The organism is Streptomyces longispororuber, assembly GCF_024448165.1.
Classification (GTDB): Bacteria; Actinomycetota; Actinomycetes; order Streptomycetales; family Streptomycetaceae; genus Streptomyces; species Streptomyces longispororuber_A.
Genome location: NZ_JAMOLN010000161.1, coordinates 1 through 24,993, shown reverse-complemented (window position 1 = coordinate 24,993; position 24,993 = coordinate 1). Strand labels below are relative to the sequence as shown.

At 71.7% G+C, this 24,993-nt stretch carries 24 protein-coding genes; 10 read left to right on the top strand and 14 right to left on the bottom strand.

Annotated elements, in window-relative coordinates:
* Positions 1–574, bottom strand: a 574-nt coding sequence (gene msrA, locus M4J07_RS34470) for a peptide-methionine (S)-S-oxide reductase MsrA (protein ID WP_255978471.1), incomplete at its 3' end; no start/stop codon positions are given.
* Between the two features lie 74 nt (positions 575–648).
* Positions 649–1,740, bottom strand: a complete 1,092-nt coding sequence (locus M4J07_RS34465; RefSeq protein WP_255978469.1) for a hypothetical protein — start codon at positions 1,738–1,740, stop codon at positions 649–651.
* Between the two features lie 56 nt (positions 1,741–1,796).
* On the opposite strand from M4J07_RS34465, the gene M4J07_RS34460 reads away from it, so the two are divergent.
* Entirely contained in the window at positions 1,797–2,969 is a 1,173-nt protein-coding gene (locus M4J07_RS34460; protein ID WP_255978467.1) for a cystathionine gamma-synthase, read from the top strand.
* Positions 2,970–2,991: 22 nt separating this feature from the next.
* On the opposite strand, the gene M4J07_RS34455 is transcribed toward M4J07_RS34460, so the two are convergent.
* The 3 genes from M4J07_RS34455 to M4J07_RS34445 all read right to left on the bottom strand — a co-directional run bounded on the left by M4J07_RS34455 (position 2,992) and on the right by M4J07_RS34445 (position 4,285).
* Positions 2,992–3,246: a hypothetical protein gene (locus M4J07_RS34455; protein ID WP_255978465.1), complete on the bottom strand. Its 255-nt coding sequence runs from the start codon at positions 3,244–3,246 to the stop codon at positions 2,992–2,994.
* A complete protein-coding gene (locus M4J07_RS34450) occupies positions 3,243–3,725 on the bottom strand; it encodes a sigma factor-like helix-turn-helix DNA-binding protein (protein WP_255978463.1) in 483 nt (160 codons plus the stop codon). Before M4J07_RS34450 ends, M4J07_RS34455 begins: the two co-directional genes overlap by 4 nt.
* Positions 3,726–3,796: 71 nt before the next feature.
* The gene (locus tag M4J07_RS34445) at positions 3,797–4,285 is read right to left on the bottom strand and encodes a MarR family winged helix-turn-helix transcriptional regulator (RefSeq protein ID WP_255978473.1); all 489 of its coding nucleotides are present in this window, start codon (positions 4,283–4,285) and stop codon (positions 3,797–3,799) included.
* Positions 4,286–4,468: 183 nt separating this feature from the next.
* Between M4J07_RS34445 and ilvA the strand changes: the two genes are divergently transcribed.
* The 3 genes from ilvA to M4J07_RS34430 all read left to right on the top strand — a co-directional run bounded on the left by ilvA (position 4,469) and on the right by M4J07_RS34430 (position 7,700).
* Positions 4,469–5,698, top strand: a complete 1,230-nt coding sequence (gene ilvA / locus M4J07_RS34440; RefSeq protein ID WP_255978461.1) for a threonine ammonia-lyase — start codon at positions 4,469–4,471, stop codon at positions 5,696–5,698.
* Positions 5,699–5,856: 158 nt separating this feature from the next.
* The gene (locus tag M4J07_RS34435; RefSeq protein ID WP_255978459.1) at positions 5,857–6,840 is read left to right on the top strand and encodes an ATP-binding cassette domain-containing protein; all 984 of its coding nucleotides are present in this window, start codon (positions 5,857–5,859) and stop codon (positions 6,838–6,840) included.
* The gene (locus tag M4J07_RS34430) at positions 6,837–7,700 is read left to right on the top strand and encodes an ABC transporter permease (protein WP_255978457.1); all 864 of its coding nucleotides are present in this window, start codon (positions 6,837–6,839) and stop codon (positions 7,698–7,700) included. The genes M4J07_RS34435 and M4J07_RS34430 overlap by 4 nt, the downstream gene beginning before the upstream one ends.
* A gap of 73 nt (positions 7,701–7,773) precedes the next feature.
* Here the strand turns inward: M4J07_RS34430 and greA are convergent, their stop codons facing one another.
* Positions 7,774–8,271, bottom strand: coding sequence for a transcription elongation factor GreA (greA, locus tag M4J07_RS34425; RefSeq protein ID WP_255978455.1), 498 nt, complete (start codon positions 8,269–8,271; stop codon positions 7,774–7,776).
* A gap of 179 nt (positions 8,272–8,450) precedes the next feature.
* Positions 8,451–8,855, bottom strand: coding sequence for a DUF4307 domain-containing protein (locus tag M4J07_RS34420; RefSeq protein WP_255978453.1), 405 nt, complete (start codon positions 8,853–8,855; stop codon positions 8,451–8,453).
* 130 nt (positions 8,856–8,985) lie between these two features.
* Here M4J07_RS34420 and mca point away from each other — a divergent pair, with 130 nt between their 5' ends.
* The 3 genes from mca (at position 8,986) to M4J07_RS34405 (ending at position 10,760) form a co-directional block, all read left to right on the top strand.
* The gene (gene mca, locus M4J07_RS34415; protein ID WP_255978451.1) at positions 8,986–9,867 is read left to right on the top strand and encodes a mycothiol conjugate amidase Mca; all 882 of its coding nucleotides are present in this window, start codon (positions 8,986–8,988) and stop codon (positions 9,865–9,867) included.
* The gene (locus tag M4J07_RS34410; RefSeq protein WP_255978449.1) at positions 9,860–10,105 is read left to right on the top strand and encodes a hypothetical protein; all 246 of its coding nucleotides are present in this window, start codon (positions 9,860–9,862) and stop codon (positions 10,103–10,105) included. Before mca ends, M4J07_RS34410 begins: the two co-directional genes overlap by 8 nt.
* A gap of 64 nt (positions 10,106–10,169) precedes the next feature.
* Positions 10,170–10,760, top strand: a complete 591-nt coding sequence (locus M4J07_RS34405) for a dihydrofolate reductase family protein (RefSeq protein WP_255978447.1) — start codon at positions 10,170–10,172, stop codon at positions 10,758–10,760.
* A gap of 31 nt (positions 10,761–10,791) precedes the next feature.
* Here the strand turns inward: M4J07_RS34405 and M4J07_RS34400 are convergent, their stop codons facing one another.
* Entirely contained in the window at positions 10,792–13,995 is a 3,204-nt protein-coding gene (locus tag M4J07_RS34400; protein ID WP_255978445.1) for a tetratricopeptide repeat protein, read from the bottom strand.
* A gap of 119 nt (positions 13,996–14,114) precedes the next feature.
* Here M4J07_RS34400 and M4J07_RS34395 point away from each other — a divergent pair, with 119 nt between their 5' ends.
* Both M4J07_RS34395 and M4J07_RS34390 read left to right on the top strand, forming a co-directional pair.
* The gene (locus M4J07_RS34395) at positions 14,115–16,145 is read left to right on the top strand and encodes a thioredoxin domain-containing protein (protein ID WP_255978443.1); all 2,031 of its coding nucleotides are present in this window, start codon (positions 14,115–14,117) and stop codon (positions 16,143–16,145) included.
* 56 nt (positions 16,146–16,201) lie between these two features.
* Positions 16,202–16,510, top strand: coding sequence for a hypothetical protein (locus M4J07_RS34390; RefSeq protein WP_255978441.1), 309 nt, complete (start codon positions 16,202–16,204; stop codon positions 16,508–16,510).
* A gap of 7 nt (positions 16,511–16,517) precedes the next feature.
* On the opposite strand, the gene M4J07_RS34385 is transcribed toward M4J07_RS34390, so the two are convergent.
* The 3 genes from M4J07_RS34385 to trhA form a co-directional block, all read right to left on the bottom strand.
* The gene (locus tag M4J07_RS34385; RefSeq protein WP_255978439.1) at positions 16,518–17,129 is read right to left on the bottom strand and encodes a TetR/AcrR family transcriptional regulator; all 612 of its coding nucleotides are present in this window, start codon (positions 17,127–17,129) and stop codon (positions 16,518–16,520) included.
* A gap of 11 nt (positions 17,130–17,140) precedes the next feature.
* A complete protein-coding gene (locus M4J07_RS34380) occupies positions 17,141–18,700 on the bottom strand; it encodes a DHA2 family efflux MFS transporter permease subunit (RefSeq protein WP_255978437.1) in 1,560 nt (519 codons plus the stop codon).
* 132 nt (positions 18,701–18,832) lie between these two features.
* A complete protein-coding gene (gene trhA / locus M4J07_RS34375; protein ID WP_255978434.1) occupies positions 18,833–19,516 on the bottom strand; it encodes a PAQR family membrane homeostasis protein TrhA in 684 nt (227 codons plus the stop codon).
* A 276-nt stretch (positions 19,517–19,792) separates the two neighbouring features.
* Here trhA and M4J07_RS34370 point away from each other — a divergent pair, with 276 nt between their 5' ends.
* Entirely contained in the window at positions 19,793–21,619 is a 1,827-nt protein-coding gene (locus tag M4J07_RS34370; RefSeq protein ID WP_255978432.1) for a phosphoenolpyruvate carboxykinase (GTP), read from the top strand.
* Between the two features lie 150 nt (positions 21,620–21,769).
* On the opposite strand, the gene M4J07_RS34365 is transcribed toward M4J07_RS34370, so the two are convergent.
* The 3 genes from M4J07_RS34365 to M4J07_RS34355 form a co-directional block, all read right to left on the bottom strand.
* The gene (locus tag M4J07_RS34365) at positions 21,770–22,183 is read right to left on the bottom strand and encodes an SCO4983 family protein (RefSeq protein WP_255978430.1); all 414 of its coding nucleotides are present in this window, start codon (positions 22,181–22,183) and stop codon (positions 21,770–21,772) included.
* A gap of 88 nt (positions 22,184–22,271) precedes the next feature.
* Complete coding sequence (locus M4J07_RS34360) at positions 22,272–23,483, bottom strand: pyridoxal phosphate-dependent aminotransferase (RefSeq protein WP_255978428.1); 1,212 nt, start codon at positions 23,481–23,483, stop codon at positions 22,272–22,274.
* A 200-nt stretch (positions 23,484–23,683) separates the two neighbouring features.
* On the bottom strand, positions 23,684–24,993 hold a 1,310-nt coding region (locus tag M4J07_RS34355), incomplete at its 5' end, for an FG-GAP-like repeat-containing protein (protein ID WP_255978426.1).

Below are 24,993 nucleotides of genomic sequence, written 5' to 3'. Positions count from 1 at the left end.
GGTGGTGGCCCTCCGCCGGGTAGAACGGGCGGTCCTGGGCCGGGAGCAGTTCCGTTCTGATCGTGCCGTGGCCCGAGGCCGTCAGGGCCTTCTGGTAGGCCGCGCGGGAGGCCGCGGCCGTGGCGGCCTGTTCGGGGGTGTGGGTGTGGAGCGCGGAGCGGTACTGGGTGCCCACGTCGTTGCCCTGGCGGAAGCCCTGGGTCGGGTCGTGGTTCTCCCAGAAGACCTTCAGCAGCTGCTCGTACGGGACGACGGACGGGTCGTGGACCACGCGGACGGTCTCCGCGTGGCCCGTCAGGCCCGAGCAGACCTCTTCGTAGACGGGGTTCTCGGTGTAGCCGCCCTGGTAGCCGACGAGGGTCGTCCACACGCCGGGCGTCCGCCAGAAGGCGCGCTCGGCGCCCCAGAAGCAGCCCAGGGCGAAGTCGGCGACCGCCAGGCCGTCGGGGTACGGGCCGAGCAGCGGGTTGCCCAGGACCGTATGGCGGCCGGGCACCGTGAACTCGGGCTCGGGGCGGCCGCGCAGGGCCTGGTCGCGGGTCGGCAGGGCCGGGGTGCGGCCGGACAGGGACATGGGCGGTGCCTCCGGGGCGTCGACGTCAGTACGGACAACGCGCGCCGGGCCGCCCCGGATTCCACCGCCGCCGGTCAGTGCCGCAGCGTCGCCGGGCTCCCGCCGTTCGCCTCGTAACCGGCCACCGCGAGCGCCCGGTACACCGCGTACGACGCGGCCGGGTCGGCCTCGGCGGTCCACGGGATCGCGCCGATGTGGCCGTCCACCCGCACCAGCTGATCCATCGCCTCGGACCAGCGTTCGCCGCGGACCAGGAAGAAGAGCAGCAGGTGACGCACGTGGGACAGCATCGGGTCGCCGGGGCGGGCCGCGTTCACCGCGAACAGGGCGCCGTGCAGCGCCTTCGTGACGACCTCGCTCTCGTAGAAGCCGCGCACGAGGTTCAGGTCGGGCATGTGCTCGTACAGCGCGAAGAGGGGGAGCGCGGGGAGCAGGGAGCCGCGCGGGGCGCGGGCCGCGGCGGCCTCGGCGAACGCGAACGCCTCGTCGCGCGAGCCGTGCCACTTCTCCGTCCAGTAGCGCAGGCCCGCCAGGTGCGCGCCCATGTGCCCGGGGGCGGTGTCCAGGATCTTCAGCCACAGCTGCTCGAACTCGTGCTGCGAGTACCCGAGGCCGCGGGCCACCGCGAGCTGCGTGATGTGCGGGACCGGATCACCGGGGGCGAGCAGTGCGGCCTGCTCGCACGCGCCGCGCGCCTCCTCCAGGATGATCCGCTGCTCGTCCTCGGTGCCGCCGCCCCGCCAGGCCTGCTGCACCAGGAACTCGGCGAAGACCTGCGCCCCGCCCGCGTCCTTGGGCTGCTGCGACCGCCACGCGTGCAGCCAGCCGGCGCCGAGCCGCGGCGTCTGCTGCATCTCCAGGGCGGCGGCGCCGGCGATCGCCTGCACCCGCTCCCACCGGGCCTCGGTCTCCTTGCCGGTCCCGGCCAGCAACTGTGAAGCGGCCGTGAAGTCCTGATTGCGCTGCACGACGGCCATCACGTCCAGGAGGTCCTGGTCGGGTCCCGGCAGCCGGACGTCCAGGTCCTCCTGGCGCACGAAACCGTAGTCCGCCGGGTCAGCCGCGTCCGGGGACCCGGGGGCGACCTGCCTGATCCCGCCCCGGCGGCGCAGCATCACCACCCAGACGATCATCAGCACGGCCATGAGCCCCCAGAGAATTCCCATGCCTACAAAGCTAACCGAGGTGGCGACGGCGCTTCGGCGCACTAGTCTCGGGCGACATGAGCGACACGCACCACAGCCAGTCCGGACCCCGCGGGTTCGAGACCACCGCCATCCACGCCGGCAACACGGCCGATCCCGTCACCGGCGCCGTCGTCCCCCCGATCTACCAGGTCTCGACGTACAAGCAGGACGGCGTCGGCGGCCTGCGCGGCGGCTACGAGTACAGCCGCAGCGCCAACCCGACCCGTACCGCCCTCGAAGAGAACCTCGCCGCCCTCGAAGGCGGCAGGCGCGGCCTGGCCTTCGCCTCGGGCCTGGCCGCCGAGGACTGCCTCCTGCGTACGCTGCTCAGCCCGGGCGACCACGTGGTCATCCCGAACGACGCGTACGGCGGCACGTTCCGCCTGTTCGCCAAGGTCGTCTCGCGCTGGGGCGTGGAGTGGTCGGTCGCCGACACGAGCGACGTCGACTCGGTGCGCGCCGCGCTCACCCCGAAGACGAAGGTCGTGTGGGTCGAGACGCCGTCGAACCCGCTGCTCGGGATCACCGACATCGCCGCCGTCGCCCAGGTGGCGCGCGAGGCCGGGGCCCGCCTCGTCGTCGACAACACCTTCGCCAGCCCCTACCTCCAGCAGCCGCTCGCGCTCGGCGCGGACGTCGTCGTGCACTCGATGACGAAGTACATGGGCGGTCACTCGGACGTCGTCGGCGGCGCACTGGTCGTCGGCGACGACGCGCTCGGCGACGACCTCGCCTTCCACCAGAACGCCATGGGCGCCGTCGCGGGCCCCTTCGACTCCTGGCTCGTCCTGCGCGGCATCAAGACGCTGCCCGTGCGCATGGACCGGCACAGCGAGAACGCCACCCGCGTCGCCGACATGCTCACCCGCCACCCGCGGGTCACGAAGGTCCTCTACCCGGGCCTGCCCGAGCACCCGGGCCACGAGATCGCCGCCAAGCAGATGAAGGCGTTCGGCGGAATGATCTCCTTCCAGGTGGAGGGCGGCGAGGAGGCGGCCGTCGAGGTCTGCAACCGCGCGCAGCTGTTCACCCTCGGCGAGTCCCTCGGCGGCGTCGAGTCCCTCATCGAGCACCCGGGCCGCATGACGCACGCCTCCGTCGCGGGCTCCGCCCTGGAGGTGCCCGCCGACCTGGTCCGCCTCTCCGTGGGCATCGAGTCGGCCGACGATCTGCTCGCCGACCTGAAGCAGGCCCTCGAAGGAAAGTAACTCCCGCCGTCCGTACGGGAGTTCACCAGCCGGTCAGGGGTGGGGTCGTCTTCGACGGCGGCTCCACCCACGGCCTGGCCATCGTCGCCCAGACCACGAACGCCACCACCGCCACGCCCAGCAGGAACCACAGCACGCGCCGCGCGATCCGCCGGCGCCGCAGCGCCCGGCCGCCCCTGCGCAGTGCCTCGGCGCCCAGCTCGGGCGGGACCACCGGTGGCGGCGCGGCGTCCAGCACCGCGCGTACCGCCGCGTCCTGGCGCTCCTGAAGACTCATGCCGAGGCCGCCCCGTGCAGCGGTGCGGACGGGGCGGGTCCGCGCGGGGGGTGCAGGACGAGCGCGACGGCCCGCGCGTGCAGGGCGCTCACCCGCTCCACGGGCAGCCCGAGCAGCGCCGCCGCCTGCTCCTCGCCGACGCCCTCGAAGAGCCTGAGGACCAGGACGACCCGCTCCTGCGCCGTCAGGTGCGCCAGTACGCCGCCGTGCCCGCGGTGGTGGTGCCAGGTGCCGCGCGCGAAGCGGACGGCCAGTTCCTTGCGGGCGCAGTCGTAGGGATCCTCCCCGCGAAGACGGTCCCAGGAGGCATACGTACGGGCGAGGGCGGCCGTGAGCAGCCTCTGTGCGCGCGGGCAGTCGTCCGGCGGTTCCGCGGTCAGCAGTGTGGCGGCATGCAGCAGCCGCCCTGCCGCGCCCGCGACGAACGCCTCGAACTCACGGGCCCGGCGGGCGTTCCTCGACGCCTGCCGTTCGCGCACGCTTCATATCAGGCCCGGCCGCGGCTCCCCGGTCAAGAGGTGGGAGCCGCAGCCGTGGGAACGTACGGCCGTCAGGACTCGGCGGACGGCGCCGGCTGGCCGGACTGGCGGGCCGAGAGCGCGGTGTTGAAGCGCGTGAGGAGCGCACAGAACTGCTCGCGCTCCTGCGGCTCCCACTCCTGCGTCAACTGCGCCATCAGTTCCCGCCTGGACGAGCGCACTTCGTCGAGCCGGGACAGGCCGCGCGGCGAGAGCTGGAGCACCACGGCGCGGCCGTCCTCGGGATGGGAGGTGCGCTTGACGAGGCCGGTGTCGACGAGCGGGGCGACCTGACGCGTGACCGTCGAGGAGTCGATGCCCATGCTCGCGGCGAGCGCCTTGACGCCCATCGGGCCTTCCTTGTCGAGGCGGTTGAGCAGCAGGTACGCGGCTCGGTCCATCGAGTTGCGCACCTGCCCGACCCCGCCGAGCCGGGTCTGTTCGGCGCGACGGGCGAAGACCGCCACCTCGTGCTGCAGCGTGTCGAGGAGGCCGGTGTCGCCGGCGGTCGTCATGTCCATCATTTCCTGGGGTGTGGGCATGGCCGGGGGCTCACTTCATGCGTGGGTGGTGGATTGCACTGAATAACGAGATTGGCCCACAGGGTACGCGGCGAAAGCGCTGGCCGTACCGGCCGTGCGCAATCCGGTCTCGGAGCGTGAACATACCGAGAGACGTGTGCCGTGAGCTGCAAGACTTCCGTCATGAGCTACAGCGCGTCTGACTCCTTGCCGGCCGTCACCCTGGACGACGTACGCGGCGCCCAGAAGATGCTCTCCGGAGTGGCGCGGGTGACAACGATGGCGCACAGTCATCACCTCTCCCAGCTGGTCGGTACGCCCGTCCACCTCAAGTGCGAGAACCTCCAGCGGACCGGTTCCTTCAAGCTGCGCGGCGCCTACGTGCGGATCGCGGGGCTGCTGCCGGAGGAGCGGGCCGCCGGGGTGGTGGCCGCGAGCGCGGGCAATCACGCGCAGGGAGTGGCCCTGGCCTCCTCGCTCCTCGGCGTGCGCTCCACGGTGTTCATGCCCGTCGGCGCGCCCCTGCCGAAGGTCGCCGCGACCCGGGACTACGGCGCCGAGGTGCGGCTGCACGGGCAGGTCGTCGACGAGACGCTGGCCGCGGCCCAGGAGTACGCGGAGCGGACCGGCGCGGTCTTCATCCACCCCTTCGATCACCCGGACGTCGTCGCGGGGCAGGGCACGCTCGGCCTGGAGATCCTGGAGCAGTGCCCCGAGGTGCGCACGATCGTCCTCGGCGTCGGCGGCGGCGGGCTCGCGGCCGGCATCGCGGTCGCCGTGAAGGCCCTGCGCCCCGACGTGCGGGTGATCGGCGTGCAGGCGGCGGGCGCGGCCGCGTACCCGCCCTCGCTGGCGGCCGGCCGGCCGGTGTCGATCACGCAGCCGTCGACGATGGCCGACGGCATCAAGGTGGGGCGGCCGGGCGACGTCCCGTTCCGGCTCGTCGAGGACCTCGTCGACGAGGTCCGCACGGTGTCCGAGGACGCCCTGTCCAGCGCTCTGCTGCTCTGTCTGGAGCGCGCGAAGCTGGTCGTCGAGCCGGCCGGCGCGAGCCCCGTGGCGGCCCTCCTGAGCGATCCGACGGGCTTCGACGGCCCGGTCGTCGCGCTGCTGTCCGGGGGCAACGTGGACCCGCTCCTGATGCAGCGCGTCCTCACCCACGGCATGGCCGCCGCGGGCCGCTACCTGTCGCTGCGGCTGCGGCTGACGGACCGCCCCGGCGCCCTGGCCACGCTCCTCGGGGTGTTGTCAGTGGCGGATGCCAATGTGCTCGACGTGAGCCACGTCAGGACCGACCCGCGGCTCGGGCTCACGGAGGCGGAGGTGGAGCTGCACCTGGAGACCAAGGGTCCCGCGCACTGCGCCGAGGTCGGCGCGGCCCTGCGCGAGGCGGGCTACACGGTCATCGAGTAATCCGTTGCCGATACGCGATACATCGCGATACGGTGTGGCGCGCATCACCCTTCGCCGGGCATTCACAATCCGGCAAATCTAGACTTTCTCCACGTAAGGCCGTACGGGAAGCAGTTGGACGAGGCAGTTAGGCAACTCACCCACCCTGGGGGACCCACATGCCAGGCGCGATCCATGCCGAAGGTCTGGTGAAGACCTTCGGCGACGTCAAGGCGCTGGACGGCGTCGATCTGGATGTACCGGAGGGCACCGTCCTCGGTCTGCTCGGGCCGAACGGCGCGGGCAAGACCACGGCGGTGCGCTGTCTGACGACCCTGCTCACGCCGGACAGCGGCAAGGCGGTCGTCGCGGGCATCGACGTACTGAAGAATCCGAACGAGGTGCGGCGCTCGATCGGCCTGTCCGGCCAGTTCGCCGCGGTCGACGAGTATCTGACCGGCCGGGAGAACCTGCAGATGGTCGGCCAGCTCTACCAGATGAAGGCCAAGCAGGCGAAGGCCCGCGCGGCCGAGCTGCTGGAGCGGTTCAACCTCGCGGACGCCGCCGACCGCCCCTCCAAGACGTACTCCGGAGGCATGCGCCGCCGCCTCGACCTCGCGGCCGCACTCGTCGTCTCGCCGCCCGTGATGTTCATGGACGAGCCGACCACGGGCCTCGACCCGCGCAACCGGCAGCAGCTGTGGGAGGTCATCCAGGAGCTGGTGGCGGGCGGCACGACGCTGCTGCTGACCACCCAGTACCTCGAAGAGGCCGATCACCTGGCGCACGACATCTGCGTCGTCGACCACGGCCGCGTCATCGCCCGCGGCACCTCCGACCAGCTCAAGGCGCAGACCGGCGGCGAGCGCGTCGAGGTCGTCGTGCACGAGCGCGAGCACATCGGCGCCGCCCGCGAGGTGCTGGCCGGCCTCGGCAAGGGCGAGACCACGGTCGAGCAGCACACCCGCAAGCTGACCGTCCCGGTCACCGGCGGCGCGAAGCTCCTCGCGGAGGTCATCCGCGACCTGGACGCGCGCGGCATCGAGATCGACGACATCGGCCTGCGCCGGCCGACCCTCGACGACGTGTTCATCTCGCTGACGGGCCACCTGGCCGAGCAGGCCGACGAGGAGAGCGACGAGACCGTGGAGGCCGCGAAATGACCGCCGTCACCGACACCCCGAGGCCCGCCGCCCCGCGGCCGGCCGGCGGCATCGGCCAGTCCGTCCGGGACTCCCTGGTCGTCGCCAAGCGGAACCTGATCCGGATGACCCGGATCCCCGAGATGATCCTGTTCGGGCTGATCCAGCCGGTGATGTTCGTCGTCCTGTTCACGTACGTCTTCGGTGGCTCGATGCAGATCGGCGACACCACGGACCCGGACGTCTACAAGAACTTCCTGATGGCCGGCATCTTCGCGCAGACCGTCACGTTCGCCACGGCGGGCGCGGGCGCCGGCATCGCGGACGACATGCACAAGGGCCTGATCGACCGGTTCCGCTCGCTGCCGATGGCGCGCGGCGCCGTGCTCACCGGCCGCACCGTGGCCGACCTGGTGCAGACGGCCATCACCCTGCTCGTCCTCGCCGTCGTCGCGCTGCTCGTGGGCTGGCGGCCGGGCTCGGCGGAGCCGACCAACTTCGGGAAGATCATGGGCGGCTTCGCCCTGCTGCTCCTGCTCGGCTACGCCTTCACCTGGATCGGCGCGCTGATCGGTCTGTCCGTGCGCACCCCGGAGGCGGCCACCTCGGGCGGTCTGATCTGGCTGTTCCCGGTGACGTTCCTGTCGAACGCGTTCGTGGACTCCAGCAAGATGACGCCCTGGCTGCGGCACGTCGCCGACTGGAACCCCTTCAGCGCCACCGTGCAGGCCTGCCGCAAGCTCTTCGGCGACCCGGGTCTGTCGCCGTCCGACGCCTGGCCGATGCAGCACCCCGTGTGGGCGTCGCTGATCTACTCCGTCCTGATCCTCGTCGTCTTCCGCACCCTCGCCGTCCGCAAGTACCGCAACGCGTCGGCCTGACCCGCCCCGCCGCGCACGGGACGTGCGAGAGCCCCGGAGCAGGACGCTCCGGGGCTCTCGGGGACGGTGTCGGTCAGCCGGAGTACGGCTGGGCCTTGAGGATCTTCACCGAGGCGAACTTGCCGTTCGGCAGTTCGTACTGGGCGTCGTCACCGACCTTCTTGCCGTTCACACCCGTGCCGAGCGGCGACTGCGGCGAGTACGTCTCGATGTCCGAGCTGGCGTACTCGCGCGAGGCCAGCAGGAAGGTCACGGTGTCGTCCTCGTCGCCGTCGAAGGCGATGGTGACGACCATGCCGGGCTCCACCACGCCGTCGTCGGCCGGCGCCTCGCCGACCTTGGCCTTCTCCAGGAGCTGGGTCAGCTGGCGGATGCGGAGCTCCTGCTTGCCCTGCTCCTCCTTGGCCGCGTGGTACCCGCCGTTCTCCCGCAGGTCGCCCTCCTCGCGCGCCGCCGCAATCTTCTGCGTGACTTCCTCGCGCGCGGGACCAGACAGGTACGCCAGCTCGTCCTTGAGCTTGGTGTACGCCTCCTGCGTCAGCCAGGTGACGTCTTCGCTGGTCTGGGTCACAGGTCGCTCCTCGTAGGTACTGGGAATACAAAGCATCGCCCTACCCAGAAGGATGTTCCCTTGTGGGTGGGCGAAACCACGAGCCTAACAATTCAGCGGTCAAAGGGGGAGGACATAAGGCATCAGATTTGCGTCAGGGCAGGTCAGCCCCAATGTGCCGAGAGTGAACCCGGGAGTGTTCAGTCCGCGTGGCAGCCGATGAGCTCCGCCGTCGTGCCCTTGCCGCCCGTCGTGCGCAACGTCACGACCTTGTCGATCCGGTCCTGCTTCTGGTCGAAGCGGAAGTCGGCGCGGCCCACCTCGGCGCCTTCGGCGGTCTGCGAGCGGATCGTGCAGTAGCCGCTCGCGTCGGTGTCCTTGCGGATCTCCAGGTGGACGCTGACCTTGTCGTCGTACGTCTTGAAGGCGATGACCTCGCCGCTGAACTTGTTCCCGACGACGTAGTACCAGCCGAACCAGACCATCAGTCCCGCGAAGAGCGTGCCCAGCACGATCGCGGCGATCTTCAGCTTGCGGTCCGCGCGGGCGTCGGCGGAGCGCGAGGATCCGTATCGGCCCTCGGGCAGCTGCTGCACGGCGCTCATCGGCCAGTTCCTCTCACGTCGCCCGCCAACATCCGGGCACCGGAATTTTCCGCCCCCCGGTTCGGTCACTATAGAAGCCGCCCATTGCGCCGGATGAACCCAGGGCGCCATATCTCAAGAGGATCTTGTCTTGTCTGAGCAGCTGCGACTGATGGCCGTTCACGCCCACCCCGACGACGAGTCGTCGAAGGGCGCGGCCACCATGGCCAAGTACGTGTCCGAGGGGGTGGACGTGCTGGTCGTCACCTGCACGGGCGGGGAGCGCGGCTCCATCCTCAACCCGAAGCTCCAGGGCGACAAGTACATCGAGGAGCACATCCACGAGGTGCGCAAGAAGGAGATGGACGAGGCCCGCGAGATCCTCGGGGTCAGCCAGGAATGGCTCGGATTCGTCGACTCGGGGCTGCCCGAGGGCGACCCGCTGCCGCCGCTGCCCGAGGGCTGCTTCGCGCTGGAGGACGTCGACAAGGCGGCCGGTGAGCTGGTCCGGCAGATCCGCTCGTTCCGCCCGCAGGTCATCACGACGTACGACGAGAACGGCGGCTACCCGCACCCCGACCACATCATGACCCACAAGATCACGATGGTGGCCTTCGAGGGCGCGGCCGACGCCGAGAAGTACCCCGAGGCCGAGTTCGGCCCGGCCTTCCAGCCGTCGAAGCTCTACTACAACCAGGGCTTCAACCGGCCGCGCACCGAGGCGCTGCACCACGCGATGATCGAGCGCGGCCTGGAGTCGCCGTACGCGGACTGGCTGAAGCGCTGGGACGAGTTCGAGCGGGTCGAGCGCACGCTGACCACGCACGTTCCGTGCGCCGACTTCTACGAGATCCGGGACAAGGCGCTGATCGCGCACGCCACGCAGATCGACCCGGACGGCGGCTGGTTCCGCGTGCCGATGGAGATCCAGCGGGCGGTCTGGCCGACCGAGGAGTACGAGCTCGCGAAGTCGCTCGTCGATACCTCCCTCCCCGAGGACGACCTCTTCGCGGGCGTCCGTCACAATGCCTGATGTGAACGCGAATCTGGCAATGACCCATCTCGTCCCCCTTGCCGCCAAGGAGGTCGACGAGAACAAGGTGACTCCGGGTGTTCTCGGCTTCATCGTCTTCGCGGTGATGGCGCTGGCCGTCTGGGGCCTGATGAAGTCGATGAACCGGCACATGGGCAAGGTCGACTTCAAGGAGAAGCCGGCCGACCAGGAGCCGGTGGGCGCCGATGCCGGGAAGTCCGCCCAGCAGGGTTCCTGACACCTGAGGCCGAGGGCCCGCCGCGCCCGCGATGAGTTTCGCGGGCGCGGCGGGTCGTACAGGTATGACTCCTGAGAGCCCTGTACTGATGCACGCGGTCGTCTCCGTCGACGGCTTCATCGCCGATGCCGAGGACCAGGTCGGCCCGCTCTTCGACTGGTACGGCAACGGGGACGTGCCGCTCAGCGCCGACGGCGGATTCCGGGTCTCCAAGGCCTCCGCCGAGTACACCAGGCCGCTGTGGGACGGCCTCGGCGTGACGATCATGGGCCGGCACCTCTTCGACCTCACCGACGGCTGGGACGCGCGGCCGCCCGCCGGCGAGCACGTCGTCGTGGTCTCGCACCGCCCCCGCCCCGAGGGCTGGCACCCGGAGGCCGACCACTACCACTTCGTCACCGACGTCCCCGAGGCCGTCGCCCTCGCCAAGGACCTCGCGGCCGGCCGCTCCGTGGCGATCACGGCGGGCGACATCGGCGGCCAGGCCTTCGCGCTCGGCCTGGTCGACGTGGTCGCGATGGACGTCGCCCCGGTCTTCTTCGGCTCCGGCAAGCGCTACTTCGGCGCGACCGAGGGGCAGCGGCTCCTTGAGGACCCGGAGGTGGTGGTCCGGGGGGACCGGGTGCTGCACCTCCAGTACCGGGTGCGGGGCTGAGCCGGGCCGCCACCGGGTGCGGGGCCGGCCGTCAGGCCGCGCCGACCACCACCCCCATCACGTCCCGCGCATGCCGGTTCGGCACCATGCCGAGGCGCCACGCCTGCCAGCCGTCCGAGAGTTCCACGCCGCGCTCCAGGAGCAGCTGGTACGCCTCCACGTAGTCGTCGAGTTTGCCGTCGCGGGTGGGGTTGGGGGTGCGGGTGAGCTGGGAGAGCTCCTCCTGGGCGACGGCGGCGCCCACCTCCGAGCCGCCGGGGGAGGCGTAGGGGAGGAGGGTGCAGCGCAGGAACGTCGCCCAGTCCTCGCCGCGCCGGTCGCCGTACGAGGCGAAGAGCGCCGCCGCCTCCTCGCAGAGCGTCACCGCCTGCTGGAGCCGGGCGTTGCCCGCGTCCACGACCGCCAGTTCCAGGCAGGTCCACGCCTCGCCGTGCGCGACGCCGATGCGCTGGAAGTCGGCGCGGGCGTCCACCAGGAGCTGGCGGGCGAAGCCGGAGTTGCGCAGCGAGCCGGTCTGCGCGGCCCGCTGGTCGCGGGTGACGCGCGCCGAGTGGTGGCGGGCGCACGCCAGGCCGTAGACGTCCCGCATCCGGGAGAACATCGTGCGCGAGCGCTCCAGTTCACGGACCGCCTGGTCCAGGTTCCCGGTCTCCTCCAGCGCCTGGCCCAGGTAGTAGTACGTCCAGGCCTCGCCGCGCGCGTCCTCGTTGTCGCGGTGCCGGGACGCCGCCTGGCGCAGCCCGTCGACGGCGGCCGACGCGTCGCCGTCGACCAGGCGGGCGCGGGCCAGCTGGGTCAGTGCCCAGGCCTCGCCGCGGCCGTCGCGCGTCCGGCCGTACAGGTCGAGCGCGGACCTCAGCTGCTCGTCCGCGCCCGGCACGTCGCCCATCCGCAGGCACAGCTGGCCGAGCTGGAAGTGCGCCCACGCCTCGCCGTGCAGCGACTCGTTCTCCCGGTGCAGGGCGAGCGCGTCGGTCAGCAGCGCCAGGGACTCGCCGACGTGCGCGCGGTCGCGCTCGACCGCCGCCAGCGCGTGCAGCGTCCAGCCGCGGTCGCCCTTCGTCTCCGGCGTCGTCTGCAGGTCGAGCGCCTCCCGCAACCGGGCCGTGGCCTCGGTGAGTTGGCCCTGGTGGTGCAGGGTGATGCCGAGCGAGCACAGGGCCCGCGCCTCGCCGGCCCGGTGGTGCGCCTCGCGGTACAGGTCGACCACCGAGGACAGGGTCGTCCGCGCCTTGTCGAGCTCGCCGAGCTGGCGGGCGGCGATGCCCGTGCGCCACTGGACCGAGCGCACGAGCAGCCCCTGGTCGATGGCCTGCGTCAACTCGCTGATCTCACCGAGCCGGTAGAGGTCGCCGCGCAGCAGGCAGTAGTCGCACAGGGCGCCGAGGAGGCCGAGGACCGCGTCCTGGTTGACGCCCTCCGCGTGCCGGAGCGCCGCCGTGATGAAGCTCGACTCGTCGTCCAGCCAGCGCAGCGCCGCGTCCAGCGACGTGAAGCCGTGCGGGCCCATCTGGCCGGCCCGCGTCGACATGTTGCCGTCGACCAGCCGGATCACGGAGTCGGCGAGCTCGGCGTAGCTCTGGATCAGGCGTTCCTGCGCCGCCGTCCGCTCGGCCGGTTCCTCCTCGTCGGCGAGGCGGGCCTGCGCGAAGACGCGGACCAGGTCGTGCAGCCGGTAGCGGCTGCCCCGGACGTGGTCGACGAGGCCCGCGCGGGACAGCGCCGACAGGTGCCGGGTGGCCTCCTGCTCGTCCGTGGCCAGCAGTGCCGCCGCCGCGGCCGCGCCGAGCGAGGCCCGGCCCGCGAGCGCCAGCCGGCGCAGCAGCCGGCGGGCGGTGTCGGACTGGTCGGTGTAGCGCAGCCACAGGACCCGCTCGACCGGCTCCACGGGCCCGTACGCGGCCAGGTCGGCGGCGAGCTGACGGGTCGTCCGCGGGCCGATGGCGGACCCCGCGGCCCGCAGCGCGAGGGGCAGGCCGCCGCACAACTCCCGTACGGCGTCCGAGGATTCCGCGTCGTACGGACCGGACGCGTCCTCCGCGGCCTCCCGCAGCAGCTCCTCCGCGCCCGCCGCGTCCAGCGCCTCCACGGGCAGGTGGTGCACCCACGCCGGGGTGTCCTCGGCCAGTTCGAGCGGTTTGCGGGAGGTGACCACGACGAGGCTGTCGGACCGCTCGGGGATGAGCGTGCGCACCTGCTGCGCGTCCTCCGCGTCGTCGAGCACGATCGTCACCGGAAGCCCGGTCAGATGCTGGTGGTACAGCTCGCTGAGCCGCTTGACCTGCTGCTCCTGCGACGAACGCTCCCGGAACAGCAGCTGCTCGCGCGGTGCGCCGAGCCGGTTCAGCAGGTGCAGCAGCGCGTCCCGCGTGGTCAGCGGCGGCGCGTCCGCCCGGTCGCCGCGCAGGTCCACCACGCACGCCCCGCGGAACTGGTCCCGCACCTCGTGCGCCACCCGCACCGCCAGCGTGGTGCGCCCCGACCCGGGAGCGCCGTGCAGCACCACCACCGTCGGCCGGGTCTGCGTGCTCGCGCGGGCCGCGTGCACCCACTGCGCGATCCGCGACAGGGCGGCCCGGCGGCCCGCGAACGGGCCCTCCGGTACCGGGAGTTGGCCGAACGACTGCTCCAGCACGCTTCGGCGCCGCGCCGCCGCGCTCTTGTCGGTGCGCCGCAGCTGCGGCGCCGCCGTCTTCTTCGACGTGCCGGTGCTCGACGCGAGCACCCGCTGCTGGTCCAGGAACGGCCGGATCCCGCGCACCTCCAGCGCGGTCAGCCACTGCAGCCGCAGCTGCTCGGGCCCGCCCGGCTGGTTCCGCGCCCCCGCGCTGCGGCTCGCGGCGGGCAGGTGCGAGGCGGTCACCTTGACCACGGTCGCGGTGGCGCCGAGCACGGCGACGGCGGCCCCGGCGCCCACGGCGACCCCGGTCCCGGCGCCGAGCGCCAGGTCGGCCACCACGGCGGTGAGCGCGCCGACTCCCGTCACCATCAGGGGAGTCGAGCCGCGCTCCTGCGCGAACCGCTCCCCGAACGACATCTGTCCCGCGGCCGCCTCGTCCAGGGCCCGGGTGTACGCGGTGTACTCCTCGGTGGCGGTCTGCCCCATGGCGTCGAGCGCACCCCGGGCGCGGGAGAGCAGGACGCCCCCGTCGGTCCGTCCGCCGGAGCGCCTGACCTCCTCCTCCACGGCCCGGGCCAACAGCCGCTCGGCCTCCGCCCGATGGCTGTCTCGCATCTTCGGTCCCCCTCCGGTTGCGTCAGTCCGGCGTCAAGTGTCCTGCGTATGGGGTGTCGGCGCGAGGGTCCCGGCGATCAAAGAACACGACCGTGACGGCCATGCGCAAGGATGGAGACATGCCGAACCGACTGGCCCATGAGACGTCCCCCTACCTCCTCCAGCACGCCGACAACCCGGTGGACTGGTGGCCCTGGTCGGCCGAGGCCTTCGAGGAGGCGAAGCGGCGGGGGGTGCCCGTGCTGCTCAGCGTGGGGTACGCGAGCTGTCACTGGTGCCACGTCATGGCCCACGAGTCCTTCGAGGACGAGGCCACCGCGGCCGTCGTGAACGAGCACTTCGTGCCCGTCAAGGTCGACCGAGAAGAGCGCCCCGACGTCGACGCCGTCTACATGGAGGCCGTACAGGCCGCCACCGGCCAGGGTGGCTGGCCGATGACGGTCTTCCTCACCCCGGACGCCGAGCCGTTCTACTTCGGCACGTACTTCCCGCCCGAGCCGCGCCACGGGATGCCGTCCTTCACCCAGGTCCTCCAGGGCGTGGGGGACGCGTGGACCGACCGGCGCGGCGAGGTCACCGAGGTCGCCGCGAAGATCACCGCCGATCTCGCGGGCCGTGAACTGCCGTACGGGGACACGCGGCCGCCGGGCGACGAGGAGCTGGGGCAGGCGCTGCTCGGGCTCGTGCGCGAGTACGACGCGACGCACGGCGGGTTCGGCGGGGCGCCCAAGTTCCCGCCGTCCATGGTGATCGAGTTCCTGCTGCGCCACCACGCCCGCACCGGCACCGAGGGCGCGCTGCAGATGGCCGTCGACACCTGCGAGCGGATGGCGCGGGGCGGGATCTACGACCAGCTCGGGGGCGGTTTCGCGCGGTACTCCGTCGACCGCGAGTTCACCGTGCCGCACTTCGAGAAGATGCTGTACGACAACGCGCTGCTGTGCCGCGCGTACGCGCACCTGTGGCGCTCGACCGGGTCGGAGTTCGCGCGGCGCGTCGCCCTGGAGACCGCCGACTTCATGGTGCGCGAACTGCGCACGAACGAGGGCGGGTTCGCGTCGGCGCTCGATGCCGACAGCCTCGACCCGGCGAGCGGGAAGCACGTCGAAGGCGCCTTCTACGTGTGGACGCCGGAGCAACTGGCCGAGGTCCTGGGGGCGGAGGACGGAGCCGTCGCCGCCCGGTTCTTCGGCGTCACCGAGGAGGGCACCTTCGAGGAGGGTGCCTCCGTGCTCCAACTCCCGCAGAGCGACGAGGTGTTCGAGGCCGAGCGGATCGACTCGATCCGGCAGCGGCTGACCGCCGCCCGCGCCGAGCGCCCCGCCCCCGGCCGGGACGACAAGGTCGTCGCCGCGTGGAACGGGCTGGCGATCGCCGCGCTCGCCGAGACCGGCGCCTACTTCGGCCGGCAGGACCTGGTGGACGCCGCGGTGTGCGCGGGCGACCTGCTGGTCCGTCTGCACATGGATCCGCAGGCGCGCCTCGCCCGCACCAGCAAGGACGGCCGGGCCGGCGCCAACGCGGGGGTGCTGGAGGACTACGCCGACGTCGCCGAGGGGTTCCTGACGCTGGCCTCGGTGACCGGCGAGGGCGTCTGGCTGGAGTTCGCCGGGTTCCTGCTCGACCACGTCCTCGACCGGTTCGTGGACCGGGAGAGCGGAGCCCTGTACGACACCGCCGTCGACGCCGAGCAGCTCATCCGGCGGCCGCAGGACCCGACGGACAACGCCACCCCGTCCGGCTGGACCGCCGCCGCGGGCGCGCTCCTGTCGTACGCCGCGCACACCGGCTCCGAGCCCCACCGGACCGCGGCGGAGCGCGCGTCGGGCGTGGTGAAGGCGCTGGGACCGCGGGCGCCCCGGTTCATCGGGAACGGGCTCGCGGTCGCCGAGGCGCTGCTCGACGGGCCCCGGGAGGTCGCCGTGGTCGGTGAGATCGGCGGGCGCATGCACCACGCGGCGCTCACCGGGACCGCGCCGGGCGCCGTCGTCGCCGCCGGACCCGAGGGGAGCACGGAGCTGCCGCTGCTCGCCGACCGGCCGCTGGTCGACGGGGGCGAGGCCGCCTATGTGTGCCGCCACTTCGTGTGCGACGCCCCGGTGACCGACGCCGACCGGCTGGCCCGGGTCCTGGGCGAGCCGCCGTCCTGACCGGACGCGGGCGGGCCGTGGGTTTCCTGCGGGCCGCCCGCTGACATACGTAGGACATGATCCGCACCACCGCAGCGCTGCTGACCTGCGCCGTCCTGGCCGTGCCGGCCCCGGCGGCCCGATCGCTCGACACGGTCCACCGGGGGAGCGCGGGGTGCTTCACCTGGTCCTGGAAGGACGGCGGGGTCCTGACGACGACCGTCTACTTCCGCAACCACTGCCGTACGGCGCACACGATCCGGGTGCACTGGTCGTCTCCTGCCTCGGGCACCGAGGACATCCGGGTGGCGGGCGGCGCGAAGGGCTCGACGTGGAGCTTCGTGTCCACGCGGCCGACGGGCTTCGAGGACCTGGGGCGGGCCTGACCAGGCCCTAGAGGCCGTGCTGCACGGTGTCGAGGGCGCGCATCACCAGATCGCGCAGCTCGCCCTCGTGGTCGTGCTGGGCCCAGTACATCGTGGCCTCCATCATCGCGCCGACCAGCGCCATCGCGTAGACCCTGACCTCCAGGTCGCCGGCGTCCCGGCCGGTGCGGTCCGCGATCACCCGGCACATCAGGTCGCCCGTGACGGACATCGACTCCATCATCCGGGAGCGCACCGCCGGCACCTCGACCTGGAGGCGGGTGCGCAGCCGCGACACCTCGGGGTCGTCGCTCTCCAGGGCCAGGTGCAGGCTGTCGTCGATGACATGCCGCAGCGAGTCGATCAGCGACTCGTCGGCGGGCCGCGACCGCAGCTCCCGCTCCAGGATCGGGTCGAACTCGTCGGTGAGGACGATGTCCTCCTTGGTCGGGAAGTACCGGAAGACCGTGGACGGCGACACCTCGGCGGACTCGGCGATCTGCTCGACCGTCGTCGCGTCGTACCCCTGCTCCATGATCAGGCGGTACGTCGCCTCGCGGATCGCCGTGCGGGTCTTGATCTTCTTGCGCTCGCGGAGCCCGACCTTGGGCTCCGCGGGCGTCTGTGCTGAGGCGGCCATGGCGCTCATTGTCAGGCATCCGTGCTGATCGGGGCCACCTCCGCGGCGGACCCGGCGGCCCGCCCGGCCGGGGCCCCGCCGGGCAGCAGGACCGCGCAGAGCGCGGCGGCGGCCAGCGCCACGATGCCGATGACGACCAGGGCGAGGTCCATGCCGTGGACGAACGCGGAGTCCGCCGACGCGGTGAGCGCCCGGTCGCCGAGCCGGCCCGCCACCACATGGGCGCCGATCACCGAGTCGCGTGTCGCGTCCGCCGCGGGTCCCGGCAGTCCCGCGGTGCCCAGCCGGTCCGTGTACGCGCCGGCGACCAGGGCGCCGAGCAGGGCGACGCCGAGCGCGCTGCCGGTCTGCCGCACCGTGCTCATCAGCCCGGAGCCGCGGCCCGCCTGGTCCTTGGAGAGCGCGCCGAGGGCGCCGCCCATCGCGGGGATCATCGCGAAGGCGATGCCGACCCCGGCGACGGAGAGCCACAGCGCGGTGAAGCCGTACCCCGAGTCGACGGTGGTGCGCGCCCCGAGGAACGCGGCGAACGCCAGCACCACCAGGGAGACGACGATCACCGACCGCGCCCCGAACCTGACGACCAGCGACTGCGCCAGCTTGGCCGCGACCAGCATGCCGCCCATCATCGGGACCATCCGCACGCCGGTGCCGAGGGAGTCCGTGCCGAGCACGGCCTGGAGGTACTGCGGCAGCAGGAACATCACGCCGGACATGACGAACATGCCGAGGGTCGCCGTGAGGGTGTTGCTCAGGAAGCCGCGGTGGCGCAGCAGCGTGAGGTCGAGCATGGGGGACGCGCTGCGCCGCTCGCGCAGCACGAGGGCGCCGAGCAGCACGACGGCCGCGGCGAACCCGCCGATCACGACGGCGTCGCTCCAGCCCTTGCCGGGGCCTTCGATGATCGCGTAGATGAGGGCGCCGAGGCCGAGCGCGGTGAGCGCGGTGGAGACGACGTCGACCCGGGGCGCGGCCGGGTCGCGGCTCTCGGGCAGCAGGAACAGGCAGGCGGTGATGCCGATGGCGACCATCGGCACGTTCAGGACGAAGACCGAGCCCCACCAGAAGTGGTTGAGCAGCCAGCCGCCGATCACCGGACCGAGCGGCATGCCGAGCGCGGAGGCCGCCGAGATCATGCCGATGGCCTTGGTCTGCTCGGCGCGCGGGAAGAGCGAGGGCAGGACGGACATGGCGAGCGGCATCACGAGCGCACCGCCGACGCCCATCAGGGCGCGGGCCGCGATCACCCAGTTCACGTCGCTCGCGAAGGCGCCCAGGACGGAGGCGGCGAGGAAGACGCCGAGTCCGCCGATCAGCATCCGGCGCCGCCCGAACCGGTCGCCGAGCAGTCCCGCCGGGAGCATCAGGGCGGCGAACACCACGATGTACGCGTCCGCCATCCACTGCTGCTGACCGGTGGTGGCGCCGAGGTCCGCGGCGATCGTCGGCAGCGCCACGTTGAGGATCGTCATGTCGAAACCGAGCACGAGCATGCTCGCGACCAGGGCCCCGAGGGCCCACCAGCGCCGGGGGTCCGGGCGCGACTCCACTTCCTGAGTGACAGTAACCATGAAATGAGAGTAACTCTCATTTCCTATGCACTGTCAATCGGCTGTCTCTCTTGGAATCGCAAAGGAACGGGAACGCGAAAAGAGGCCGCGGCTTCGAGCCGCGGCCTCTCGGTGGAGGTGGGGGGGGGAGGGTCAGGCGTGCTGGTAGGCCACCAGGGAGATGCCGACGTAGTGCACGACGAACGCCGCGAGGGTCAGCGAGTGGAAGACCTCGTGGAAGCCGAACCAGCGGGGCGACGGGTTCGGGCGCTTGATGCCGTAGATGACACCGCCCGCGCTGTAGAGCAGTCCGCCGACGATCACCAGGACGAGGACCGCGATGCCGCCGGTGCGCATGAAGTCGGGCAGGAAGAAGACCGCGGCCCAGCCCATCGCGATGTAGCACGGCGTGTAGAGCCAGCGCGGGGCGCCGACCCAGAAGACGCGGAAGACGATGCCGGCCGCGGCCGCCGCCCAGATGCCCCACAGCAGGGCGTCGCCCTTGGTGCCCGGCAGGAGCAGCATCGTCAGCGGCGTGTACGTGCCGGCGATGATCAGGAAGATGTTCGCGTGGTCGAGCCGGCGCAGCACGCCGTCGGCGCGCGGCCCCCAGTTGCCCCGGTGGTAGAGGGCGCTCACGCCGAACAGCAGGCAGGCCGTCAGCACATAGATGCCGCAGGCCACGCGGCCGCGCGTGGAGTCCGCGAGTGCGGTGAGGAAGAGGCCGGCCACCAGGACGGCCGGGAACATGCCCGCATGCAGCCAGCCGCGCAGCTTCGGCTTCAGCAAATGGGGCTCTGCGGCGGGTGCTTCGGGCTGCTCTGCGGCGACGCTCATGCTCGGCATCGTACCTACGCGACCGTAGGTAACAGATACGGATAGCCCCCTGCTTTCCCCTGGGGAGATCCCTATGTCCGAATCCGAGTGGCGATGCTCACGTCGCTCAAGTGTGAGGCCCCCTGGACAGATGGGCGAAACGGTCGGATGATCAAATGAGTGCGGTCGGCACCGGATGAGCGCCCATCGATTTTTCGGTGGAACGGGAGGCGCAGCGTCCGGGTCGCAGCCCCCACGGGGCCTCCCCAACTAAAGACCCCTCATTTAGGAGCGATCGTGGCGCGCGACATCGCGGCTCCCCTCCCGACCAACCACCAGGAACTGATCTCGTGGGTCAACGAGATCGCGGAACTGACGCAGCCGGACAGCGTGGTCTGGTGCGACGGCTCCGAGGCCGAGTACGAGCGGCTCGCCGAGGAACTCGTCGCCAAGGGAACGTTCAAGAAGCTCGACCCGATCAAGCGCCCCAACTCCTACTACGCCGCGTCCGACCCGACCGATGTCGCCCGGGTCGAGGACCGGACGTTCATCTGCTCCGAGGAGGAGGCGGACGCGGGCCCGACCAACCACTGGAAGGCCCCGGCCGAGATGCGCGAGATCTTCTCGGGCAAGGAGGGGAACGGGGGCATCTTCCGCGGCTCGATGAAGGGCCGGACGATGTACGTCGTCCCGTTCTGCATGGGTCCGCTCGGCTCGCCGCTGTCCGCGATCGGCGTCGAGATCACCGACTCGGCCTACGTCGCCGTCTCCATGCGCACCATGACCCGGATGGGGCAGCCGGTCCTGGACGAGCTCGGCGACGACGGCTTCTTCGTGAAGGCCGTGCACACGCTGGGCGCGCCGCTCGCCGAGGGCGAGGCGGACGTGCCGTGGCCGTGCAACAGCACGAAGTACATCTCGCACTTCCCGGAGTCCCGCGAGATCTGGTCGTACGGCTCGGGCTACGGCGGCAACGCCCTGCTGGGCAAGAAGTGCTACGCGCTGCGCATCGCTTCGGTGATGGCGCGGGACGAGGGCTGGCTGGCCGAGCACATGCTCATTCTCAAGCTGACCCCGCCGCAGGGCGAGTCGAAGTACGTCGCGGCGGCCTTCCCGTCCGCGTGCGGCAAGACCAACCTCGCGATGCTGGAGCCCACGATCTCCGGCTGGACCGTCGAGACGATCGGTGACGACATCGCCTGGATGCGGTTCGGCGAGGACGGCCGGCTCTACGCGATCAACCCCGAGGCCGGCTTCTTCGGCGTCGCGCCCGGTACCGGCGAGCACACCAACGCCAACGCCATTAAGACGCTCTGGGGCAACTCGGTCTTCACGAACGTCGCGCTCACCGACGACAACGACGTCTGGTGGGAGGGCATGACCGAGGAGACCCCGGCGCACCTCACCGACTGGAAGGGCAACTCCTGGACGCCCGAGTCGGGCGTCCCGGCCGCGCACCCCAACGCCCGCTTCACCACCCCCGCCTCCCAGTGCCCGATCATCGCGCCCGAGTGGGAGGACCCCAAGGGCGTGCCGATCTCGGCGATCCTCTTCGGCGGCCGCCGCGCCTCCGCGGTGCCGCTGGTGACCGAGTCCTTCGACTGGAACCACGGCGTCTTCCTCGGCGCCAACGTGGCTTCCGAGAAGACCGCCGCCGCCGAGGGCAAGGTCGGCGAGCTGCGCCGCGACCCGTTCGCGATGCTGCCGTTCTGCGGCTACAACATGGGCGACTACATGGCCCACTGGGTGAAGGTCGGCGCCGACAAGGATGTCGCCAAGCTGCCCAAGATCTACTACGTCAACTGGTTCCGCAAGAACGCCGACGGCAAGTTCGTGTGGCCCGGCTTCGGCGAGAACTCCCGCGTCCTGAAGTGGATCGTCGACCGCCTCGACGGCCGCGCCGAGGGCGTCGAGACCCCGATCGGCGTCCTGCCGACCAAGGAGTCCCTGGACACGGACGGCCTCGAACTGGCCGACAGCGACCTGGAGTTCCTGCTCACCGTCGACAAGGAGGTCTGGCGCGAGGAGGCCGCTCTCGTGCCCGAGCACCTCAACACCTTCGGCGACCACACGCCGAAGGAACTGTGGGACGAGTACCGGGCGCTCGTGGAGCGCCTCGGCTAGTCGTTCCCTCCCAGGACCGGCGAGACCCCGTACAACGGCGTACGGGGTCATGGGCCCGTCGTCCTCCCGTGCCGCCCCCGAGCAAGCCCCTGGGGGAGGCGGGAGGCGGCGGGCCCTCGCCACGTACTCGACCGGAGGGCCCTTGTGCCCCTACGCGGACACCAGGCGCTCGGCGCCCGAGTGGTACTCCATGCGCCGGGCGGCCAGGATCGCGGCGGCGGTGTCGGCCCGGGAGGCGGCGACGACGAGCGCGCGGCCCGCGAGGGCGTGCGCCCGCTGGTGCAGGGCGGCCCGGTCCTGCTCGGGGCCGGCCGCGGTCAGGGCCGCGCGGACCGGTGCGTGGCCGCCGCGCAGCCGGGCGATCTGACCTGCCAGCTCGTCGGCCGCCGCGGCCAGCTCCTGGTCGTCCGGGCCGAGGGCGCGCAGTTCGTCGGTGACCGCGAGCAGCGCCGACAGGTGTCCGGCGAGCTGGATGTCCAGCTCCTCCTCGCGCGAGCGGTGCGGGAAGGTGCCGCCGTCGGCCGCCACGGTGTGGACCGACTTGGTGCGGATCGGCTCGTACATGGGAGGCCTCCAGGGGCAGCAGGCGTCAGCTTGGCCTCCATCGTACCTTAGAACGAGTCTAAATTAGAACTTGTCCAAAGACGGGTCGTCACGGCTGGCTGTATCCGTCCAGGAAGTTCCCGATCCGGGTCACCGCCTCGGTCAGCTGCCGTGTCGAGGGCAGGGTCACGACCCGGAAGTGGTCGGGCTCGGGCCAGTTGAAGCCGGTGCCGTGGACCACCATGATCTTCTCGGCGCGCAGCAGGTCGAGCACCATCTGGCGGTCGTCCTTCACCTTGAAGACCTTCGGGTCCAGGCGCGGGAAGAGGTAGAGCGCACCCTTCGGCTTCACGCACGTCACGCCCGGGATCTGGGTGAGCAGGTCGTACGCCACGTCCCGCTGTTCCTTCAGCCGGCCGCCGGGCAGCACCAGGTCGTTGATCGTCTGCCGGCCGCTGAGCGCGGCGACGACACCGTGCTGACCGGGCATGTTCGCGCACAGGCGCATGTTCGCGAGGATCGTGAGGCCCTCGATGTACGACTCCGCGTGCGCGCGCGGGCCGGAGATCGCCATCCAGCCCACCCGGTAGCCGGCCACCCGGTACGCCTTCGACATGCCGTTGAACGTGAGCGTCGTCAGGTCCGGGGCGATGGCGGCGGTCGGGGTGTGCGTCGCGCCGTCGTAGAGGATCTTGTCGTAGATCTCGTCGGAGCAGACCAGCAGGTTGTGGCGGCGGGCGATGTCGGTGAGGCCGCGCAGCATCTCGTCGCTGTAGACGGCGCCGGTGGGGTTGTTCGGGTTGATGATGACGATCGCCTTGGTGCGGTCGGTCACCTTCCGCTCGACGTCGGCCAGGTCCGGCATCCAGTCGGACTGCTCGTCGCAGCGGTAGTGCACGGCGGTGCCGCCGGACAGCGAGACGGCCGCGGTCCACAGCGGGTAGTCGGGGGCCGGGACGAGGACCTCGTCGCCGTCGTCGAGCAGGGCCTGCATGGCCATCACGATGAGCTCGGAGACGCCGTTGCCGACGAAGACGTGCTCGACGTCGGTCTCCACGCCGAGGGTCTGGTAGTGCATCATCACGGCGCGGCGGGCGGCGAGCAGGCCCTTGGCGTCGCCGTACCCGTGCGCGTCGCCGAGGTTGCGGAGCATGTCCTCGAGGATCTCGGGCGGGCAGTCGAAGCCGAACGCCGCCGGGTTGCCCGTGTTCAGCTTCAGGATCCGGTGACCTGCCGCTTCGAGGCGCATCGCCTCCTCGAGCACCGGGCCCCGGATCTCGTAGCAGACGTTGGCGAGCTTGGTCGACTGGATGAGCTGCATGGTCAGACTTTACGGCGGTGTTTCCCGAGGCCGCGCGGTGTTTGCGGCCGGGTGCCCGAGGCCGCCCGACCCCGTCTGGGATGCCGTGGCACGGAGTGCCGATCGCCTCCGGAATACGGGGTCGGGCCATGGGCCGGGCTTCGATGGGGCGGCCCTGCCCGCCGGGTGAGATGGGCCACTCGGGGCAGGGCCGGGGAGCGTCAGGAGCCGTACGCGTCCGTCGCGAACGAGCGGCCGAGGTAGGTGTACGTCGCCTTCGACACGCCCGCGGTGGCGGCCGAGAAGCTGACCGCGTGCGACGTGGTCACGCCGGACGCGGAGCCGCGCAGGCTCCACAGCGCGCCGTTGCTGGTGTTCTCGAAGGGCGCGGAGGCGGCCAGGTCGGCGTAGCCGTCCTTGTTGGTGTCGGTGAGCCGGACGGAGGTGCCGAACCGGTCCTGGTTCTCGTTCGCGCCCGGCACCCCGGCGGTGCCCTGGTGGATCGCCTTCGCGCCGGTCCCGGTGAGCCCGTCCGCGGAGCCGCGCAGCACGACGACCTCGCCGGCGTTCTGCACGGAGCCGATGGTCTCGAAGTCGACGCCCACGGCCAGGTCGTCGTAGCCGTCGTGGTTCACGTCGCCCGCGGCGACCGACTGGCCGAAGCTGTCCACGTCCTCGGTGACGCCGGGGACGCCCTCGGTGTCCTGGGTCAGGGTGCGGTGGGCGGACGCCGAGAGGCCGGTTCCGGCGCCGGTGTAGACGTTGACCGCGTTGGCGTCGGGCTGGCCGAGGGCCAGGTCGTCGATGCCGTCGCCGTCGAAGTCGCCGACGGCGGCGCTGTGGCCCTCGTCGGGCAGGACGGTGGGCGTGCCGGTGGCCGACGGGTAGACGAGCGTGGCGCCGTCGAAGCTGCCGTCCTCGTCGTAGCGGCCGGCCACGGCGAGGTCGTCGGTGCCGTCGCCGTCGAAGTCGCCGGCCGACAGGGAACGGTAGTAGTCGGAGCTGCCGGGGGCGATCGCGGTGGTCAGCTTGCGCTGGGTGGGGGTGCCCGACTTGCTGATGCCGTCGACGATCCACACGCCGTTGTTGCTGGTGCCCACGGCCAGTTCGGCCCGGCCGTCGCCGTCGAAGTCGCCGACGGTGAGGCGGTCGCCGAAGCGGTCGTGGTCGCTCGGGGCCGGGTCGGGGATCGTGGTGCCGCCGCTCAGCCCGGACTTCGAGCCCCACAGCACGGCGACGGTGCCGCCGTCGACGTCGCTGCCGACCTTCTCGTCGGGGGTGCCGGTGACGACGTCGGTGTAGCCGTCCCCGTTCAGGTCGGCGGTGGCGAGGGCGGAGCCGAACGCGTCGTCCTTCTCCGCGGCGCCCGGCACCCCGGCCGAGTTCTGCGTGACGACCGTGGTCCTGGCGGCCGATATGCCGGAGGCGGAGCCGGTGTTGACGACGACGGCACCCGCGCCCGAGGCGCCCGAGACGGTCGCCTCCGATGCGGTGACGAGATCGCCGTAGCCGTCCCCGTTCACATCGGCCA

Bases quoted from the DNA above. Each gene is read 5' to 3' on its own strand.
- M4J07_RS34465 (WP_255978469.1), bottom strand. From the start codon at position 1,740: ATGGGAATTCTCTGGGGGCTCATGGCCGTGCTGATGATCGTCTGGGTG.
- M4J07_RS34460 (WP_255978467.1), top strand. From the start codon at position 1,797: ATGAGCGACACGCACCACAGCCAGTCCGGACCCCGCGGGTTCGAGACC.
- M4J07_RS34455 (WP_255978465.1), bottom strand. From the start codon at position 3,246: ATGAGTCTTCAGGAGCGCCAGGACGCGGCGGTACGCGCGGTGCTGGAC.
- M4J07_RS34445 (WP_255978473.1), bottom strand. From the start codon at position 4,285: ATGGACATGACGACCGCCGGCGACACCGGCCTCCTCGACACGCTGCAG.
- ilvA (WP_255978461.1), top strand. From the start codon at position 4,469: ATGAGCTACAGCGCGTCTGACTCCTTGCCGGCCGTCACCCTGGACGAC.
- M4J07_RS34435 (WP_255978459.1), top strand. From the start codon at position 5,857: ATGCCAGGCGCGATCCATGCCGAAGGTCTGGTGAAGACCTTCGGCGAC.
- M4J07_RS34430 (WP_255978457.1), top strand. From the start codon at position 6,837: ATGACCGCCGTCACCGACACCCCGAGGCCCGCCGCCCCGCGGCCGGCC.
- M4J07_RS34420 (WP_255978453.1), bottom strand. From the start codon at position 8,855: ATGAGCGCCGTGCAGCAGCTGCCCGAGGGCCGATACGGATCCTCGCGC.
- M4J07_RS34410 (WP_255978449.1), top strand. From the start codon at position 9,860: ATGCCTGATGTGAACGCGAATCTGGCAATGACCCATCTCGTCCCCCTT.
- M4J07_RS34405 (WP_255978447.1), top strand. From the start codon at position 10,170: ATGACTCCTGAGAGCCCTGTACTGATGCACGCGGTCGTCTCCGTCGAC.
- M4J07_RS34400 (WP_255978445.1), bottom strand. From the start codon at position 13,995: ATGCGAGACAGCCATCGGGCGGAGGCCGAGCGGCTGTTGGCCCGGGCC.
- M4J07_RS34395 (WP_255978443.1), top strand. From the start codon at position 14,115: ATGCCGAACCGACTGGCCCATGAGACGTCCCCCTACCTCCTCCAGCAC.
- M4J07_RS34390 (WP_255978441.1), top strand. From the start codon at position 16,202: ATGATCCGCACCACCGCAGCGCTGCTGACCTGCGCCGTCCTGGCCGTG.
- M4J07_RS34385 (WP_255978439.1), bottom strand. From the start codon at position 17,129: ATGGCCGCCTCAGCACAGACGCCCGCGGAGCCCAAGGTCGGGCTCCGC.
- M4J07_RS34380 (WP_255978437.1), bottom strand. From the start codon at position 18,700: ATGGTTACTGTCACTCAGGAAGTGGAGTCGCGCCCGGACCCCCGGCGC.
- trhA (WP_255978434.1), bottom strand. From the start codon at position 19,516: ATGAGCGTCGCCGCAGAGCAGCCCGAAGCACCCGCCGCAGAGCCCCAT.
- M4J07_RS34365 (WP_255978430.1), bottom strand. From the start codon at position 22,183: ATGTACGAGCCGATCCGCACCAAGTCGGTCCACACCGTGGCGGCCGAC.
- M4J07_RS34360 (WP_255978428.1), bottom strand. From the start codon at position 23,483: ATGCAGCTCATCCAGTCGACCAAGCTCGCCAACGTCTGCTACGAGATC.